The sequence below is a fragment of the Streptomyces sp. NPDC007945 genome, from assembly GCF_042958885.1.
GTDB lineage: Bacteria > Actinomycetota > Actinomycetes > Streptomycetales > Streptomycetaceae > Streptomyces.
Genome location: NZ_JBIBJV010000001.1, coordinates 856,260 through 872,622, shown reverse-complemented (window position 1 = coordinate 872,622; position 16,363 = coordinate 856,260). Strand labels below are relative to the sequence as shown.

Sequence of the window (16,363 nt, the reverse complement as noted above, 5' to 3'; positions counted from 1 at the left end):
TGAAAGGAGAGGGTCCGGAATCCGGTACCGGATGACCGCTCAGCCTTTCGCAGATGACAGGGGTTTGTGGAGAGTCAGCGGAGGTCGGGTTGCCGCGGTGGCGTACATCCGCCACCGCGCGGCATGCGCCACAGAAGACGAATCGCCCCCAACGAGGGCGATTCGACGGGGGGCGGGGTCACTGGTCCTTGGTGCGGGCGTAATGCCGGGACACCTTCGCGCGGTTGCCGCAGGTCGCCATGGAGTGCCAGCGCCGGGTGCCGTTCCGTGAGGTGTCCAGGAAGTGCAGGACGCACGCCTCGTGCGCGCAGATCCTGATCCGGTCCGGCGCGGTCCGCAGCAGGTCCAGGTAGTCGCGGGCGGCCGTCCACCCCGGCCCCCAGGCCGGCTCGGCGAACTCGGCGCGCTCGCCGGGCCCTTCGGCGGTGAGCTCCGCCCGGATCCGGCCGTGCTCCAGGACGGCGTCGACCCGCGCGGTCGCCTCCGGGTCGCCGGGCCGGTCGACGAGCGCCTTCAGCGCCTCGCGGGCGGTACGGGTGCGGGCCAGCGTCGCCTCGTCGGCGGCGAACCGCCCGTCGAGCCCGTTGGCGGCGAGCCAGACCGCGAGCCCCTCCGTGTCGGCGAGCAGGTCCCGGAGCTCCCCGTCGCTCATCCACCGGGTGTTGAGCAGGTCGAGGGAGAGGGGTTCGCCGGTCAGCGGCCTGGGGTCGGTGACGGTCATGACGGGCATCCTCCTCGACCCCCGGGACGGTCTAACCCCTCAAGCGTACGTGACGGGTTGCGGTCCATGAGTTCTAACCTTTAAAGTCGAGTTAAGCGGTTAGCCCGAAGGGGGCGACCGAGAACGAGGGGACCGTCATGTCCGCGATCGGCACGCTGAACACGGCACACATCGGCATCAACGTCACCGACCTGGACCGCTCGCTCCGCTTCTACGCGGAGGTCCTCGGCTTCGAGACGATCGGCGTCGGCGACGCCGACGGCCGGCGCTACGCCTTCCTCGGCCAGGACGGCCGGCTCACGCTCACCCTCTGGCAGCAGGCCGAGGGCGGGTACGAGGCGAACCGCGCCGGCCTCCACCACCTGGCCTTCGAGGCCGAGTCCATCGAGAAGGTCCGCGAGGCCGAGGCCGCGCTCAAGGCCCAGGGCGTCGACTTCGCCTACGACGGCGTCGTCGCCCTCCGCGAAGGCGCCACCGCCGCCGGCATCTTCTTCCACGACCCCGACGGCACCCGCCTGGAGATCAACGTCCCCCAGGGCGCCGAAGGCGCCCCGGCCCCCAGCACCACGGCCCCGACCTGCGGCTTCTTCTAGGGGTGTCTGGCGGGTCAGGCCGGCTCGGGGAGCGCCGCGAGCCCGGCACGACCCGGAAGGCACCCCCGGGGCACCCGGGTGGCGGGCACACCGCGCCCGCGTCCCGCGCCGAGGGCCGTACCCGCATCCCCAGCCCGCACCCACCCGGAGCCCACCATGAGCAGCACCGCCTACCACCACGGCTCGCTGGCCGTCCAGCGGAGGCTCGGCGTCCAGGACGCCGCCGCCCACATCGCCCCGAGCATCCGCCCCGGCATCCGCCAGGTCGCCGCCGCCTTCCTCGAACTCCAGCCCATGCTGGTCCTGGGGGCGGCGGCCCCGGACGGCCGCGTCTGGGCGAGCCTGCTCACCGGCGCCCCCGGCTTCGCCCGCGCCACCGACCCGCACACGGTCTCCGTCGCCGCCGCACTCCGCCCCGACGACCCGCTCGCGGAGGCCCTCACCACCGGGACCCCCGTCGGCACCCTCGCCCTCGACCCCCGCACCCGCCGCCGCATGCGCCTCAACGGCACCGCCCGCCCCGGCGCCCACGGCCTCCTGATCGAGGCGGAGCAGGTCTTCGCCAACTGCCCCAAGTACCTCCAGAAGCGCGAGCTGTACGCCCCCGATCCCGCAGGACCCGGCGCCGCCGCCCACCGGGGCGACGCCCTCACCGGGGCCCAGCTCGCCGCCGTCCGTGCCGCCGACACCTTCTTCGTCGCCACCGTCGGACCGGACGGCGCCGACGCCAGCCACCGCGGCGGCAACCCCGGCTTCGTGCACACCGAGAACCCCCGCGAACTCCTCTGGCGCGACTACCCCGGCAACGCGATGTTCCTCACACTCGGCAACCTGGAGACCGACGAGAGGACGGGTCTCCTCTTCCTGGACTGGGAGACGGGCACGACCCTCCAGCTCAGCGGCCGGGCCGAAACGGTATACCGTTCTGAGGAGCGGTTCGTCCGCTTCCGGGTCGACAGCGTCGTCGAGACCCCGGCCGCCAGCCCCCTCCGCTGGTCCGCGCCGGAATACTCCCCGGCCAATCCGACCACCCCCTGATCGCGCACCCTGCCGCCCGCACGCGGACTCCCCCCGATCCACGATCCCGAGGAACCCGTGACCACTGCCGCCCAGACGATCGAGGCCACCACGCCCGCCCCGTCCGCGCCCGCGACCGCCCCCGCACCCGAGCCCGCCCCCGTACGCCGCCCCGGGCCGCCGCCCCGGCCCCGCCCGCTCGCGGTCCTCGTCGCCACCGGCACCAGCACCGCCGCCCTCCTCCTGCTGGTCGCCCTCGGCACCGTCCTGCACCACCCGCTGCTCATCCCGCCGCTCGCGGCGAGCATGGCACTGGTCGCCGCCTCCCCGGACCTGCCGCTCTCCCAGCCCCGCTCGGTCATCGGCGGCCAACTCCTCTCCGCCCTCACCGGCTTCGCCGTCCTCGCGGTCGCGGGCCCCGGCCTGTGGAGCGCCGCCGTCGCCGGCGGCCTCGCCCTCGGCGCGATGATGCTCGCCCGCGCCCCGCACTCCCCGGCCGCCGCCACCGCGGTGATCGTCGCCCTGGGAAGCCCCCCGTTCTGGACCTTCACCGGCCTCCTGGCCGCCTCCTGCGCCCTGCTCGTCGCAGCCGGCTGGCTCATGGCCCGCGCCACCCGTCGTACGTACCCGGTGTACTGGATCTAAGACTTGATCCGCGATTCACCGAAGGGTGAGCGGGCGGACTGCACGCGGTGCGGGGACCGGGCGTTCCGGCGTGGTCGCGCACGAGGCACGGCTCATCCGGGGTTGCTCGGTTCCGCTGTCCCGCGGTTCGGGGAGCAGAGGCACCACATTGCTGTGGTGCTGCCACGCGACCCGCGCCCCGAGAGGTGTTCGGGCTCGGTGTGGTTGACTCCCCCAGCGCTTCTTCCAGCGCTTGGGTGAAGGAGATCTGGGCGTTCCTGGACGCGGTGGTGTCCAGGAACGCGGTCCTCGGGTCGTCCACGTCATGGAAGCGGACGAACGCGGCGAGGGCCGCGCTCACGAGGTCACGCTTGCCGACGAGGCCGCACGCGGTGCACTTGTGCTCACGGTCCCGCAGCGTCTTGTGCACGCGTTCACCGCACAGACAGTGCTGCGACAGAGCGGTGGACCAGGTCGAGGCCCGTACGAGCCTGCCTCCGGCGGCTTCGCATTCGGCCTTGAGCGCGGAGATCAGCATGCCCGGTGTGGTCTGGGAGAGGCGCTTGCCCCACAGCCGGTACCAGGTGCGGATGTCGCAGTCCTCGACCACGAGCACGGAACCGTGGGCGGCGATGACCTTCCGGGCCACCAGGCGGGCGCGGTGGCGACGGTGTTCGGCGAGGGAAGCTTCGGCTTCGGCCCGCCGGGCGCGCCGGGCGCGGTAGGCGGAGGACAGGCGGTCATGGCGGAATGCCTGCTGCGGCACCCCGTTGGAGCGCGCGGTACGGGCACCGCCGGGCACGATCACCGTCCTGGGCTCCAGGCCCTTGGCGGCACGCCGTGCGGCACGGGCGCTCTGCTTCTTCGACATCCCGTACTGTCCGGCGTTCGTCGCCCTGCGGGAGCGCTCCAGCGCTCTGGCGCGGCCCCGCCGCTTCTTTGCTTCCTTCTCCAGCCGTGCCCGCTCGACGTCGGTCAGCGTGATCTCGGTGGAGACCGGCTTGCCGCCGTCGGGCCGGGCGGGGAAGGAGACGACCGACAGGTTGGAGACGTTGCCGTCCACTCCGCCGATGCGGTCGAGCCGGGCCGCTTGGTGGCGCAGTCGGCGTACGGCGGGGGAGGAGTATCCGGGGCCGAGGACCATCAGGTGCGCCTCGTAGACCCACCCACCCGGCGCGGATGCCTTCCGACGGCGCACGAGGTCGACCTTGTGCCAGCGGGCGGCAGCGGCCAGGAAGTGGCGCACGCGGGCTTCCCGGCCCGGCCGCTGAGGGATGCGGACCGGGAGGACGAGGTCACCGCGCTTGCCCTCGGGGCCGCCGGTGAAGACGACGGCCAGACGACCGGTGTGGTCCCACCAGTTCGCCCGCCGCGTGCTCTTGCCGGTGGGCACACGGCCGTCCGGCTTCGCCGGTGGAGGCATCCGATGCGGCTGCATCAGCGGGTACCGGCCGCCGCCGGTGCAGGCCGTGACATGGCCGAGGAGGGTGCCGACCAGGCGGAAGGTCTCCCACTTGTTCGCGATCGTGTGTGACCGAGCGCGCCCGGGGATGCGGGTGAAGTCGTGCCGACGTCCGGCGTTCGGGCGGCCGAAGCGGCGGCCGGTGACGTCGGGGAACAGGTGGCGCCGCACGCCGTTCCACACCTCGTCGGCCATGTGCATGGCCAGGGCCTTGGAGGCGTGGTGCTTCAAATGCCCTGAATCTTCGAGATGCTTGTACGCGCACCGCTCCAGAGCCTCACGGGAGAGCCCGAGGCGCTGGCGTACGGCCTTCGCGCCCCGCTCATGCCGCTCGCGACAGGCGTCCCAGTAGGCATCGACCTTGGCGCGGGCGTCGCGTTGCACCGCCCTCTTGATCGACCACATGGCCCCGAACAGGCCGTCGAGGCGGTGGAGGGCGGCGGGGTCGGTGACGGTGAGCGGCAGCACCATCACGGACATCTCCCCGTCGTCGGGCTTGGTCCACTTCGGAGCCTTGCTCCTGCCCCGGGAATTCCGCGTCCGTGCAGGCCGCACCGTCATCACCCCCCCGCTCTCAACGAGCCAACCTCGGACTGGTTACGATGCAAGTCCGACCATGACAAAAGAGGGAAAAATGGTCACGCGGTCTTCTCTGCCTGCCCCCACTGCGCCGTCGCGTCGTGCACGCCGCCATCCGAAGGCCTGGGTCGTCGGTCTCCTCGAATGCCGCAGGCTCCCGCTCGGCCGGCGTGCGGCCGCGGCCGACGACGCCCGCAGGAGCTTGCGGGAAGCGGCATTTTGATTCCCTGCGAGCCCCTAGCCTGCTGCGCATGAAGCAGGAGCTGCGGGTGGCGGCCTACGCCGTGGTCGTCCGGGACGACGGGATACTGCTCGCCCGCTGGGTGGCCAGGGACGGCACCAGGCGCTGGACGCTGCCCGGGGGCGGCATGGACCACGGGGAGGAGCCCGTCGGGACGGTCGTCCGCGAAGTCGAGGAGGAGACCGGGTACACGGTCGAGCCGACCGCCCTCCTCGGCGTCGACTCGATCCTGCGCGAGCGGACCGCACGCATCGGCGCGCCCGGCTCCTTCCAGGGCTTGGGGATCCTCTACGAGGCCCGCGTCGTCGGCGGCGAACTGCGCAGCGAGACCGGCGGTTCCACCGACCTCGCGGCCTGGCACCCGCTGGACTCCGTGCCCGCCCTGCCCCGGGTCGAACTCGTCGACATCGGGCTCGACCTGTGGCGGGAGCGACCCCCCGTGGGCCGCTCCCGCCTCGCGGGCCCGGCCGTGGGACGGTCCCGACGCGCGGGCCCGGCGAACGGCTGAAAAGCGCTCAACCGTCCCACGGCCGCTCAACCCTCCCGCACCCCCCGTGGTCCTCCCCGCCGACCGCACCGGAACGACCGGGACACCGGAACGACCGGGACACCGGAACACCACGGAAACAGGGGAAACTCCGCATGGCCACCGCCCGTACCGCCCGCACCGTCGTCGCCGCGGCCCTCGCCGCAGGCCTCACCGTCACCGCGCTCGCCGCCCCCGCCCTCGCGGCCGAGCCCGCCGCCCCCGCGACCCGGACCGTCGCGCAGCAGGACCACGCGGCCACCCGGGCGGCCCTCCGGGCTGCCGTCGACGCCGGCGTGCCCGGCGCCGTCGCCCAGGCCCGGGTGGACGGCCGCTCCTGGACCGGCACGGCCGGCGAGCGCGGCGGCGACGACCGCTTCCGCGTCGGCTCCATCACCAAGACCTTCGCCGCCACCGTCCTCCTCCAGCTCCAGGCCGAGGGTCGCCTCGACCTCGACGACCCGGTGGAGAAGTGGCTCCCCGGCGTCGTCCGCGGCAACGGCCACGACGGCCGGAAGATCACCGTCCGCCAGCTCCTCAACCACACCAGCGGCATCTACAACGTCACCGCCGACCCCGGCTTCCAGGAGAAGGTCTTCGGCCCCGCCTTCCTGGAGCACCGCTACGACCGCTGGACCCCGCGGCAGCTCGTCGGCATCGCCATGACCCACGCCCCCGACTTCGCCCCCGGCACCTCCTGGAACTACTCGAACACCAACTACGTGCTCGCCGGCATGGTCATCGAGAAGGTCACCGGCCGCCCCTACGGCAAGGCCGTCGAGAACCGGATCATCAAGCCCCTCAAGCTCCGGGCCACCACCGTCCCCGGCACCGACCCGACCATGCCGAACCCCAGCTCCCCCGCGTACTCCACGCTCTCCGCCGACGCGAACGCCCCCGTGCACGACGTCAGCGAGCTCAACCCCACCCTCGCCTACGCCGCCGGCGAGATGATCTCCGACTCCCGCGACCTCCAGACCTTCTACCGCGCCCTGCTCCAGGGCCGGCTGCTGCCGAAGGGCGCCCTGCGGGAGATGACCACGACCGTCGACCTCTCCGAGCACCGCCCCGGGGCGGGTTACGGCCTCGGTCTCATGAAGCAGCAGCTGAGCTGTGGCAAGGAGGTCTGGGGCCACGGCGGCGGCATCCACGGCTCGCTCTCGGAGGCGTACGCCACCCGCGACGGCCGCCACTCCCTTGCCGCCAACATCAACGCCGACTGGACCGGCGACACCCAGGCGATCCTGGAGGGCGAGTTCTGCGGCGCCCTCCCGAAGCCGAAGCAGTAGCCCTCACCGGGGCAGGACGACGACGTACGCGGCGGGCTGCCGCTCCGACGCGGCCATCAGGGCCGTACGGACCACGGCGGCCTGCTGGTCCGCCGCCTCGCGCAGCTTGCGCGGGGTCAGGTGGACCACCGTGATGCCCAGCCGCTCCAGGTGCTCCCGCTTGCGGGTGTACTCGGACCACGGCGCGTCCTCGTCCTGCCGCGGCGCCCGGGTGTCCAGCTCCACCGCCACCGCCTGCTCCGGCCAGTAGGCGTCCACCCCGCCGAGGTGCGGGCCGCCCGGCAGCCGCAGGTCCACGTTCCACACCGGGTCCGGCAGCGCGAAGTCCCGCACCATCTCGTACAGCCGCTCCTCCGACAGCGCCCGCCCCTCCACGAGGAGCGAGTCCACCGCGTCCACCACGTGCGGCCGGGTCAGCAACCGCAGCCGGCTCAACTCCCGTACCACCACGGGTGCCTCGCAGTGGCCGCCGCGCACCGCCTCGGTGAGCAGCAGGCGGACGGCCTCCGCGTCGTGCAGCCCCGAGACCGCGTCGGCGAGCGCCCGGGCGACCGGCGCCACCGGCAGCCCGTCCCGCTCCACCGGCTCCGGCGACTCGGGCGACCGCACGAGCCGCACGAAGCCGGTCGACCGCAGGCGCCGGGTGCGGCCCACCAGGACGTCGATCCGTTCCAGGGCGGCGGGTGCGGGAGCGGAGGAGAAGCCGTGCAGGGCGAGCGCGGCGAGCCCGGTGAGCATCGCGCCCGGCCCGTGCGGGGGCGCCTCGCCGTCCTTGCGGGCGTAGAGCAGCGCGGCCCGCAGCCGGTCGTCGCCGGTCGGCGCGCCGGGGTGGAGGAGGAAGACGCCGGGCAGCAGCTGCTGCCAGTCGCCGCCGGCCGAGACCCGTCCGGCGACCTCGGCGGCGGGCACGCCCATGGCCCTCAACTGGCCGGTGGACGCCAGTCGTCGGGCGTGACCGGCGGGGGAGGCGAGGGGGCGGGGGCGGCGGGTGATGGGGGTGTCGTGGTTCATGCCGGGGGTCTTCCGCACCCCGGTCCGGCCCTAACGGCCTGTTACAAGGCGGTGGCCGAACCAGGACAAGCCCGCACTAAAGTACGCGCGTTCGACTGCCGAGAGAGGCCGGCAGAGGAGGGACCACGGGTCCCCGGCCCTTCCGGCCTCTCCCGCCCGCTCAATCCTCCAGCGCGTCGAACTCCTGCGCCCGCAGCGCGCGGGCCAGGTCGTCGCGGGACTCCAGGACGAGGCGGCGCAGCGCCGGGGCGGCGTCCGGGTGCCCGGCCAGCCAGGCGTCGGTCGCCGCCAGGGTCTCCGGACGGTCCTGGTGCGCGGGGAACAGTCCGCGCACCACGTCCATGCCGATCTGGATCGACCGCTCGGCCCAGATCCGCTCGATCACCGCGAAGTACCTCTCCGCGTACGGGGCGGTCAGTTCGCGCTGCGAGGGCTGCGCGAAACCGGCGATGACCGCGCCGACCAGCGCGTTGGACAGGGCGTCCGACTCGACGACCTGCGCCCACGCCTGCGCCTTGACGGCCGCCGACGGCCGGGCGGCGAGGAGCCGCACCTGGTGGCGCTTGCCGCTGGCGGTGTCGTCCCGGGCCAGCTCCTCGTCGATGCGCGCCTCGTCGGCCCGCCCGTGCTCGGCGAGCGGGGAGAGCAGTGCCCAGCGCAGTTCCTGGTCGACGTCGAGGCCGTCGATCCGGGCGGTGCCGGCGAGGAGCCCCTCCAGGAGCTGGAGGTCGGCGTCGGAGGAGGCGGTCGCGGCGAGGAAGCGGGCCCAGGTCAGCTGGTGCTCGCTGCCCGGCTCGGCGAGCCGCAGCTCGCGCAGCCCGCCCTCGGCGAGCTGCCGCGCGCCCTCCGCGCGCCACGCGGGGGAGGCGTAGTGGGTGACGGCGGTGCGGGCCCAGGCGTGCACCATCTGGAGGACGCCGATGTCGGTCTCGCGGCCGGCGAAGGCGAGCACGGCGGCGACGAAGTCGCGGGCCGGCATGAGTCCGTCGCGGGTCAGGTTCCACAGCGCGGACCAGCACAGCGCGCGGGCCAGCGGGTCGGTGATGTCGCCGAGGTGGGCGCGGAGGGTGTCGAGGGAGCGCTCGTCGAAGCGGACCTTGCAGTAGGTGAGGTCGTCGTCGTTGACGAGGATCAGGTCCGGCCGCTCGCTGCCGGCCAGGTCGGCGACGACGGTGCGGGGGCCCGCGACGTCGGTCTCCACGCGCGCGTACCGCGCGAGCGCGCCGTCGGTGAGCCGGTAGAGGCCGACCGCGACCCGGTGCGGGCGCAGTTCGGCGCCGTCCTGGAGGACGGCGAGCTCGGTGACGCGGCCCTCGGCGTCGTAGGTGACCTCGGGGGCGAGGACGTTGACGCCGGAGGTCTGGAGCCAGGACTTCGACCAGGCCTTCATGTCGCGGCCGGAGGTCTCCTCCAGGACGGACAGCAGGTCGTTAAGGCGGGTGTTGCCGTAGGCGTGGCGCTTGAAGTAGCGGCGGGCGCCCTCCAGGAAGGCGTCCCGGCCCGCGTAGGCGACGAGCTGCTTGAGGACGGAGGCGCCCTTGGCGTAGGTGATGCCGTCGAAGTTGAGCTTGGCGTCCTCCAGGTCACGGATGTCGGCCGTGATCGGGTGGGTGGAGGGCAGCTGGTCGGCGCGGTAGGCCCAGGCCTTGCGGTTGTTGGCGAAGGTGACCCAGCTGTCGGTGAAGCGGGTGGCCTCGGCGAGCGAGAAGGAGCCCATGAAGTCGGCGAAGGACTCCTTCAGCCACAGGTCGTCCCACCAGACCATGGTGACGAGGTCGCCGAACCACATGTGGGCCATCTCGTGCAGGATCGTGTTGGCGCGCCGCTCGTACGCCGCCCGGGTGACCTTGCCCCGGTAGATGTACTCCTCGGTGAAGGTGACCATGCCGGGGTTCTCCATGGCGCCGAGGTTGTACTCGGGCACGAAGGCCTGGTCGTACTTGCCGAAGGGGTACGGGTAGTCGAAGTTGTCGTGGAAGAAGTCGAAGCCCTGCTTGGTGATCAGGAAGACGTCGTCCGCGTCGAAGTGCTTGGCGAGCCCCTTGCGGCACATCGCGCCGAGCGGGATCTCGATGTCGCCGCGCCGGTAGGTGTCGGTGACGTAGTGGTACGGGCCCGCCACCACGCAGGTGATGTAGGTGGAGATCGGCGCGGTCTCCGCGAAGCGCCACACGCCGTCGGCGCCGCGCTCCCCGGCGCCGTTGCTCCACACCGTCCACTCCTCGGGCGCGGTCACCTCGAAGCGGTACGGCGCTTTTAGGTCGGGCTGCTCGAAGTTGGCGTAGACCCGGCGGGCGTCGGCCGGCTCGTACTGGGTGTACAGGTACACCTCGCCGTCCTCGGGGTCGACGAAGCGGTGCAGGCCCTCGCCGGTGCGGCTGTAGGCGCACTGCGCGTCGACGACCAGGACGTTCTCGTCGGCCAGGCCGTCCAGGGTGATCCGGGAGCCGTCGAAGACGACCGCCGGGTCGAGCTCCCGCCCGTTGAGGGTGACGGAGGTGACCGACGGGGCGAGCAGGTCGGCGAAGGTGGTGTCGCCCTCGCCGGTGCGGCGGAAGCGGATCGTCGTCACCGAGCGGAAGGTGCGTACCGCCTCCGTGGACTCGCCGACCGCCGAACGCAGGTCGAGGGCGACCTCGTAGCCGTCGACGGACAGCAGCGCCGCCCGCTCGTGGGCCTCGTCGCGGGACAGGTTCTCACCGGGCACGGTCACTCCTTCGTGGCGTGTTCGAAACAGCACCGATCCTCCCATGCGCACCTGTCGCCGGGCGCACGGGAATGCCGGGACGGTCCGGAGGTGTTGCGCCCAGTCGGCGCACATCCCCCTTTTCGACCGCCCCGAGGAGCGACATGTCCGAGAGCAGGACCGAGAGCAGGACCACCGCGGAGTTCTTCTTCGACCCGCTGTGCCCCTGGGCGTGGATGACCTCCCGGTGGATGCTGGAGGTGGAGAAGGTCCGCCCGGTGGACGTGCGCTGGAAGGTGATGAGCCTCGCGGTCCTGAACGAGGACCGGCTCGACGAGGTTCCCGCCGAGTACCGGGAGATGCTGGAGACCAAGGCCTGGGGCCCGGTCCGCGTCGTCACGGCGGCGCGGCAGCTGCACGGCGAGGAGGTCGTCGGCAAGCTCTACACCGCGCTCGGCACCCGCTTCCACAACAACGGCGAGGGCCCCACCCGGGAGGCCGTCGCCGCCGCGCTGAGGGACGTCGGCCTCCCCGAGGACCTGGTGGAGTACGCCGACAAGGACACGTACGACGCCGAGCTGCGCGCCTCCCACGCGGAGGGCATCGGGAAGGTGGGCCAGGACGTCGGCACCCCGGTGATCGCGGTGCCCGGTCCGGACGGCGACGAGGTCGCCTTCTTCGGCCCGGTCGTCACCCCGACCCCGCGCGGCGAGGCGGCGGCCCGGCTGTGGGACGGCACCCTGCTCGTCGCCTCGACCCCGGGCTTCTACGAGATCAAGCGCACGCGGACGGCGGCGCCGAGCTTCGAGTAGTCGCTCCGCGTGGAAGGGCCCCCGCGATTCACGTCATCGCGGGGGCCCTTCTTTCATCCGCCTGCCCGGTGAAGGTGGAGAAGACGATCACGAGCAGGAGTCATCGGACGGCTCAGATGCCGATGAGGGGCGTCCGTCCCTTGGCGTCGGTGTAGCGCTTCTGCACGTCCTGCCAGTTGACGACCTGCCACATGGCGTCGATGAAGTCGACCTTCTGGTTCTTGTACTGGAGGTAGAAGGCGTGCTCCCAGGCGTCGAAGACCAGGATCGGGACGGAGCCCTGGCCGACGTTGCCCTGGTGGTCGTAGACCTGCTCGACGATGAGGCGGCCGCTGATCGGCTCGTAGGCGAGGACGCCCCATCCGGAGCCCTGGGTGGTCGCCGCGGCCTTGGTCAGCTGGGTCTTGAACGCGGCGAAGGAGCCGAAGGACTCGGTGATCGCGTCGGCGAGCTCGCCCACGCCGTCGGCCGCGAGCGGCTCGCCGCCGCCCTCGCCGCCCTTCGGGCTCGCCATGTTGTTCCAGTAGATGGAGTGCAGGATGTGGCCGGAGAGGTGGAAGGCGAGGCTCTTCTCCAGGCCGTTGATCGCTCCCCACTGGTCCTTGTCGCGGGCCTCCGCCAGCTGCTCCAGGGTGTCGTTCGCGCCCTTGACGTAGGCGGCGTGGTGCTTGTCGTGGTGCAGCTCGATGATCTGCGGATTGATCACGGGCTCCAGCGCCGCGTAGTCGTACGGCAGCTCCGGAAGTGTGTAGATCGCCATGTGTGCCAAGCCCTTCGACCGACTTCTTATTGCAACCTCTATGCAAGTGCAGGCTAACAGCAGTTGCGGTAGAAGTTGATCAGTCCCTGGTCCTAGGTCCGAGCGCCTGCGTCCGGAACCGGCCGCGGACGCGCGAACGCCCCGCCGGGTCCGGCCCGGCGGGGCGTTCGTACGAGGAGCGGCGGTGGGCTCAGACCTTCTCGGCCGCGGCCCCGGCCGCCTTCTCGCGCGCCTTCTGGAGCGCGAAGCCGGCCACGGCGAGCGCGAGCGTCAGGCCGCCCGTCGCGTACAGCTGGATCCGGGTGTCCTCCTCGCGGGCCATCAGGAAGAAGATCGCGGCCATGCCGGCCAGCGCCACCCAGGTCAGCACCGGGAAGGCCCACATCCGCACGACCAGCTTCTCCGGCTCCTCGCGCTCGGTGCGGCGGCGCAGCACCAGCTGGGAGGCGGCGATGAAGAACCAGACGACGAGGATGATCGCGCCGATCGTGTTGAGCAGCCACACGAAGGCCTTGTCCGGCGACCAGTAGCTCAGCAGCACGGCGCCGAAGCCGACGACCGAGGAGAGCAGGACGGCCGGGCGCGGCACACCGCCGAAGGTGCGGCCGAGCGCCTGCGGGCCCTGGCCGCGGCCGATCAGCGAGCGGGCCATGCGGGAGGCGCCGTAGATGTTGGCGTTCATCGCGGAGAGCAGGGCGATCAGCACGACGACGTTCATGATCTGGCCGGCGGCCGGGATGCCCAGGTGGTCGAGGGTGGCGACGTACGGGCCCTTCTCGACGACCGCCTTGTCGTCCCAGGGGACGAGGGTGACGATGACGGCCATCGAGCCGATGTAGAAGAGCGCGATGCGCCACATCGCCGTCCGGACCGCCTTGGCGACGCCCTGCACGGGGTGCTCGGACTCGGCCGCGGCGATGGTGACCGTCTCCAGGCCGCCGTAGGCGAAGACGGAGGCGAGCAGGCCGACGATCAGGCCCTCGGAGCCGTGCGGGAAGAAGCCGCCGTCGCCCGTGAGGTTGGCCGTGCCGGGGGCGTCGGTGCCGGGCAGGACGCCGACGATGGCGAGCACGCCGATGCCCAGGAAGAGGACGATCGCGCCGACCTTCAGGGCGGCGAACCAGAACTCGAACTCGCCGAAGTTCTTCACCGCGGCCAGGTTGGTGCCGCAGAACACCAGCATGAAGAGCGCCACCCAGGCCCACTCGGGGGTGCCCGGGAACCAGCCGGTCATGATGTTGGCGGCGCCGATGCCCTCCAGGCCGACGGCGACGCAGAGCAGGAACCAGAAGGCCCAGCCGGCGGTGAAGCCGGCCCAGGGGCCGAAGGCCCGCTCGGCGTGGACGGAGAAGGAGCCGGAGGCGGGGTTGGCCGCCGACATCTCGCCGAGCATCCGCATCACCAGCATGACGAGCACGCCGGAGATCGCGTAGGCGACGACGATCGAGGGGCCGGCGGCGGCGATGCCGGCGCCGGAGCCGACGAAGAGGCCGGCGCCGATGACGCCGCCGAGGGCGATCATCGACAGATGGCGCTGCTTGAGGCCGTGGGAGAGGCCCTCGGCGGGAGCGGCGGTGCCGTCCTCGCGGTCGGCCTGCGCGGGCGCGGTGGTCCGGGACATGGGCAACCCTGTTCATCAGCTGAGACGGGGAGGGAAGCCCACAGTCTGAGTGCCCGCACCGCTCAGAGGGAACAGATGTCCGCTATACGGTCACGACCTTCACACAAGGTGAAGATTCAGTTCCGCTTCGTCGTGGACGCGCGGGCCTCCCGCGCGGTCCGGAGCTCCCGCAGCCACGCCACCAGCAGCACCGCCGCCGTCGCCCCGGCCGACCACAGCACCTGCGGCCGTGCCCCGTCGTCGGTCAGCATCAGCACCAGCACCGCGCCCATCGCCGCCAGGGCCGTCCACGTCAGCCACGGGAAGCCCCACATCCGCAGCGTCAGCGTCTCCGGCGCCTCGCGCTCGATCCGCGGCCGCAGCCGCAGCTGCGACACCGCGATCAGCGCCCACACGAACAGCAGCACCGCGCCGACCGCGTTCAGCATGTAGAGGAAGACGGAATCCGGCCACTTCAGATTCAGCAGCACGGAGACGAAGCCGAAGGCCACCGAGGCCAGCACCGCCCGCCGCGGCACCCCGCCCGCCGACACCTTCAGCAGCCCCTTCGGCGCCTCGCCCCGCTCGGCCAGCGAGAAGACCATCCGGGAGGAGCCGTACAGGTTGGCGTTGAGCGCCGAGAGCAGCGCCACGAAGACCACCACGTTCATGATCTGCCCCGCGCCCGGCACCCCGATCGCGTCGAGCACCGCCACGTACGGCGACTCGCCCGGCACCATCGACGTCCACGGCAGCAGCGTCACGATCACCAGCATCGAGCCCACGTAGAACAGGAGGATCCGCCACACGGCGCTGCGCACCGCCCGCGCCACGTTCCGCGCCGGGTCCTCCGACTCGGCGGCGGCGATGGTGACGACCTCCAGGCCGCCGAAGGCGAAGACCACGGCGAGCACCCCGGAGACCACCCCGGACCAGCCGTTCGGCAGGAAACCGCCCTGGCCGGTCAGGTTGGCGAGCCCGACCGGGTCGGTGTCCGGCAGCCAGCCGACGATCGCGAGCACGCCGAGGGCCAGGAAGAGGACGATCGCGCCGACCTTCAGGGCGGCGAACCAGAACTCGAACTCCCCGAAGTTCTTCACCGCCGCCAGGTTGGCCAGCGTGAAGACGACCATGAAGAGGAGCACCCAGCCCCACTGCGGCACCCCCGGCACCCAGCCGTGCGCGATCCGCGCCGCGCCCGTCGCCTCCACGGCGAGGACGACCACCAGCAGGAACCAGTACAGCCACCCCACCGAGAACCCGGCCCACCGGCCGAGCGCCCGCTCCGCGTGCACCGAGAACGCCCCGGACGCCGGCATCGCCGCCGACATCTCGCCCAGCATCCGCATCACCAGCATCGCGAGCGTGCCCGCGATCAGGTACGAGAGCACGATGCCGGGCCCGGCGACCGCGATGCCCGCGCCCGAGCCGACGAAGAGGCCGGCTCCGATGACCCCGCCGAGCCCGAGCATCGTCAGGTGACGCTGCTTCAGGCCGTGCGAGAGCGGCTCCGGTTCGGTGAGCGGGGTGGGCGGTGCTGCGTCGCGCATGGTGGGGGCTCGCGCTCTGGGAGAAGGGGCGTGCGGGTGAGGCTTCAGGAGAGGCTTTATGGAGACCCCACAGTCTCGCCGTTCACCCGCCCTTGACGCAAAAGGGACCGGAAGTCGCCTTTCGTCAGTGACAAGCGTCACGTGGCGTGTGCTGCCCTCCCGGCCCTTTGTCGGAAACCGATGAAGCCCCGGCCCGAGGCTTTGTCGGCGGCTGACGGTGATCGCCCGCTCACCCCTGGCATAGCGTCGACGTGTCCTGACACCCTCACCCTCGCGGAGTACCGATGAGCACCGCCGCCGCCCCCGTCCGCACCCTCGGTGCGGGCACCGTCCTGGCCGACCTCCTCCCGTCGAGCCGCGTCCGCGACGTCGCCCTCGTCGTCGGCGGCGCCGCCCTCACCGGCCTGGCCGCCCAGCTCTCCGTCCCGGTCCCCGGCTCGCCGGTCCCGGTCTCCGGCCAGACCTTCGCCGCCCTGCTCGTCGGCACCGCCCTCGGCGCCCGCCGCGGCTTCCTCTCCCTCGCCCTCTACGCCGTCGTCGGCATGGCGGGCGTTCCGTGGTTCGCGCAGGGGACCTCCGGCTACGCGATGCCGTCCTTCGGCTACATCCTCGGCATGCTGCTCGCCGCCACCGTCGTCGGCGCCCTCGCCCGCCGCGGCGCCGACCGCTCGGTCCTGCGCACCGCCGGCACGATGGTCCTCGGCTCCGCGATCATCTACGCGGTCGGCGTCCCGTACCTGGCCCTCGCCACCGGCATGAGCCTCGGCCAGGCGGTCGCCGCCGGCCTGACGCCCTTCCTCATCGGCGACGCCCTCAAGGCCGCCCTCGCCATGGGCGCCCTCCCGGCCGCCTGGAAGCTCGCCGGCCGCAAGGGCTGACGCCCCCGGAGCCG

At 72.4% G+C, this 16,363-nt stretch carries 14 protein-coding genes; 7 read left to right on the top strand and 7 right to left on the bottom strand.

Annotation, left to right across the window (positions count from 1 at the left end):
- Positions 1–178: 178 nt before the first annotated feature.
- Entirely contained in the window at positions 179–721 is a 543-nt protein-coding gene (locus tag ACFZCF_RS04035) for a CGNR zinc finger domain-containing protein (RefSeq protein WP_391284448.1), read from the bottom strand.
- Positions 722–858: 137 nt separating this feature from the next.
- Here ACFZCF_RS04035 and ACFZCF_RS04030 point away from each other — a divergent pair, with 137 nt between their 5' ends.
- From ACFZCF_RS04030 to ACFZCF_RS04020, 3 genes are all read left to right on the top strand, one after another.
- Positions 859–1,314, top strand: a complete 456-nt coding sequence (locus tag ACFZCF_RS04030) for a VOC family protein (RefSeq protein WP_388440987.1) — start codon at positions 859–861, stop codon at positions 1,312–1,314.
- Between the two features lie 156 nt (positions 1,315–1,470).
- Entirely contained in the window at positions 1,471–2,352 is an 882-nt protein-coding gene (locus ACFZCF_RS04025; RefSeq protein WP_391284446.1) for a pyridoxamine 5'-phosphate oxidase family protein, read from the top strand.
- A 57-nt stretch (positions 2,353–2,409) separates the two neighbouring features.
- On the top strand, positions 2,410–2,976 hold the full coding sequence (locus ACFZCF_RS04020) for an HPP family protein (RefSeq protein ID WP_391284444.1): 567 nt from the start codon (positions 2,410–2,412) through the stop codon (positions 2,974–2,976).
- On the opposite strand, the gene ACFZCF_RS04015 is transcribed toward ACFZCF_RS04020, so the two are convergent.
- Positions 2,930–4,888 carry a transposase gene (locus ACFZCF_RS04015; protein WP_391284782.1) on the bottom strand — a complete coding sequence of 653 codons (1,959 nt, stop codon included), beginning with the start codon at positions 4,886–4,888 and terminating at the stop codon, positions 2,930–2,932. The genes ACFZCF_RS04020 and ACFZCF_RS04015 overlap by 47 nt on opposite strands.
- Positions 4,889–5,247: 359 nt before the next feature.
- Between ACFZCF_RS04015 and ACFZCF_RS04010 the strand changes: the two genes are divergently transcribed.
- Both ACFZCF_RS04010 and ACFZCF_RS04005 read left to right on the top strand, forming a co-directional pair.
- Positions 5,248–5,745 carry an NUDIX hydrolase gene (locus tag ACFZCF_RS04010; protein WP_388440975.1) on the top strand — a complete coding sequence of 166 codons (498 nt, stop codon included), beginning with the start codon at positions 5,248–5,250 and terminating at the stop codon, positions 5,743–5,745.
- 134 nt (positions 5,746–5,879) lie between these two features.
- Complete coding sequence (locus ACFZCF_RS04005; RefSeq protein ID WP_388440972.1) at positions 5,880–7,052, top strand: serine hydrolase domain-containing protein; 1,173 nt, start codon at positions 5,880–5,882, stop codon at positions 7,050–7,052.
- Positions 7,053–7,055: 3 nt separating this feature from the next.
- On the opposite strand, the gene ACFZCF_RS04000 is transcribed toward ACFZCF_RS04005, so the two are convergent.
- Positions 7,056–8,063 (bottom strand): hypothetical protein, encoded by a 1,008-nt coding sequence (locus ACFZCF_RS04000; RefSeq protein ID WP_388440969.1) that lies wholly within the window; start codon positions 8,061–8,063, stop codon positions 7,056–7,058.
- 160 nt (positions 8,064–8,223) lie between these two features.
- Positions 8,224–10,770: an aminopeptidase N gene (gene pepN / locus ACFZCF_RS03995; RefSeq protein WP_391284441.1), complete on the bottom strand. Its 2,547-nt coding sequence runs from the start codon at positions 10,768–10,770 to the stop codon at positions 8,224–8,226.
- Between the two features lie 143 nt (positions 10,771–10,913).
- Between pepN and ACFZCF_RS03990 the strand changes: the two genes are divergently transcribed.
- Positions 10,914–11,561, top strand: coding sequence for a DsbA family protein (locus tag ACFZCF_RS03990; RefSeq protein WP_388440963.1), 648 nt, complete (start codon positions 10,914–10,916; stop codon positions 11,559–11,561).
- 112 nt (positions 11,562–11,673) lie between these two features.
- On the opposite strand, the gene ACFZCF_RS03985 is transcribed toward ACFZCF_RS03990, so the two are convergent.
- The 3 genes from ACFZCF_RS03985 to ACFZCF_RS03975 form a co-directional block, all read right to left on the bottom strand.
- Positions 11,674–12,321 carry a superoxide dismutase gene (locus ACFZCF_RS03985; RefSeq protein ID WP_388440960.1) on the bottom strand — a complete coding sequence of 216 codons (648 nt, stop codon included), beginning with the start codon at positions 12,319–12,321 and terminating at the stop codon, positions 11,674–11,676.
- Between the two features lie 190 nt (positions 12,322–12,511).
- Positions 12,512–13,942, bottom strand: coding sequence for an amino acid permease (locus ACFZCF_RS03980; RefSeq protein ID WP_391284438.1), 1,431 nt, complete (start codon positions 13,940–13,942; stop codon positions 12,512–12,514).
- A gap of 116 nt (positions 13,943–14,058) precedes the next feature.
- On the bottom strand, positions 14,059–15,471 hold the full coding sequence (locus ACFZCF_RS03975; protein WP_388440954.1) for an amino acid permease: 1,413 nt from the start codon (positions 15,469–15,471) through the stop codon (positions 14,059–14,061).
- A gap of 284 nt (positions 15,472–15,755) precedes the next feature.
- Between ACFZCF_RS03975 and ACFZCF_RS03970 the strand changes: the two genes are divergently transcribed.
- Positions 15,756–16,349, top strand: coding sequence for a biotin transporter BioY (locus ACFZCF_RS03970; RefSeq protein WP_391284435.1), 594 nt, complete (start codon positions 15,756–15,758; stop codon positions 16,347–16,349).
- Positions 16,350–16,363 lie beyond the last annotated feature (14 nt).

What these genes read in the sequence shown, in the direction of transcription:
- ACFZCF_RS04035 (WP_391284448.1), bottom strand. Translation starts at nt 721, where the DNA reads ATGACCGTCACCGACCCCAGGCCGCTGACCGGCGAACCCCTCTCCCTC.
- ACFZCF_RS04030 (WP_388440987.1), top strand. Translation starts at nt 859, where the DNA reads ATGTCCGCGATCGGCACGCTGAACACGGCACACATCGGCATCAACGTC.
- ACFZCF_RS04025 (WP_391284446.1), top strand. Translation starts at nt 1,471, where the DNA reads ATGAGCAGCACCGCCTACCACCACGGCTCGCTGGCCGTCCAGCGGAGG.
- ACFZCF_RS04015 (WP_391284782.1), bottom strand. Translation starts at nt 4,888, where the DNA reads ATGGTGCTGCCGCTCACCGTCACCGACCCCGCCGCCCTCCACCGCCTC.
- ACFZCF_RS04010 (WP_388440975.1), top strand. Translation starts at nt 5,248, where the DNA reads ATGAAGCAGGAGCTGCGGGTGGCGGCCTACGCCGTGGTCGTCCGGGAC.
- ACFZCF_RS04005 (WP_388440972.1), top strand. Translation starts at nt 5,880, where the DNA reads ATGGCCACCGCCCGTACCGCCCGCACCGTCGTCGCCGCGGCCCTCGCC.
- ACFZCF_RS04000 (WP_388440969.1), bottom strand. Translation starts at nt 8,063, where the DNA reads ATGAACCACGACACCCCCATCACCCGCCGCCCCCGCCCCCTCGCCTCC.
- ACFZCF_RS03990 (WP_388440963.1), top strand. Translation starts at nt 10,914, where the DNA reads ATGTCCGAGAGCAGGACCGAGAGCAGGACCACCGCGGAGTTCTTCTTC.
- ACFZCF_RS03985 (WP_388440960.1), bottom strand. Translation starts at nt 12,321, where the DNA reads ATGGCGATCTACACACTTCCGGAGCTGCCGTACGACTACGCGGCGCTG.
- ACFZCF_RS03980 (WP_391284438.1), bottom strand. Translation starts at nt 13,942, where the DNA reads ATGTCCCGGACCACCGCGCCCGCGCAGGCCGACCGCGAGGACGGCACC.
- ACFZCF_RS03975 (WP_388440954.1), bottom strand. Translation starts at nt 15,471, where the DNA reads ATGCGCGACGCAGCACCGCCCACCCCGCTCACCGAACCGGAGCCGCTC.
- ACFZCF_RS03970 (WP_391284435.1), top strand. Translation starts at nt 15,756, where the DNA reads ATGAGCACCGCCGCCGCCCCCGTCCGCACCCTCGGTGCGGGCACCGTC.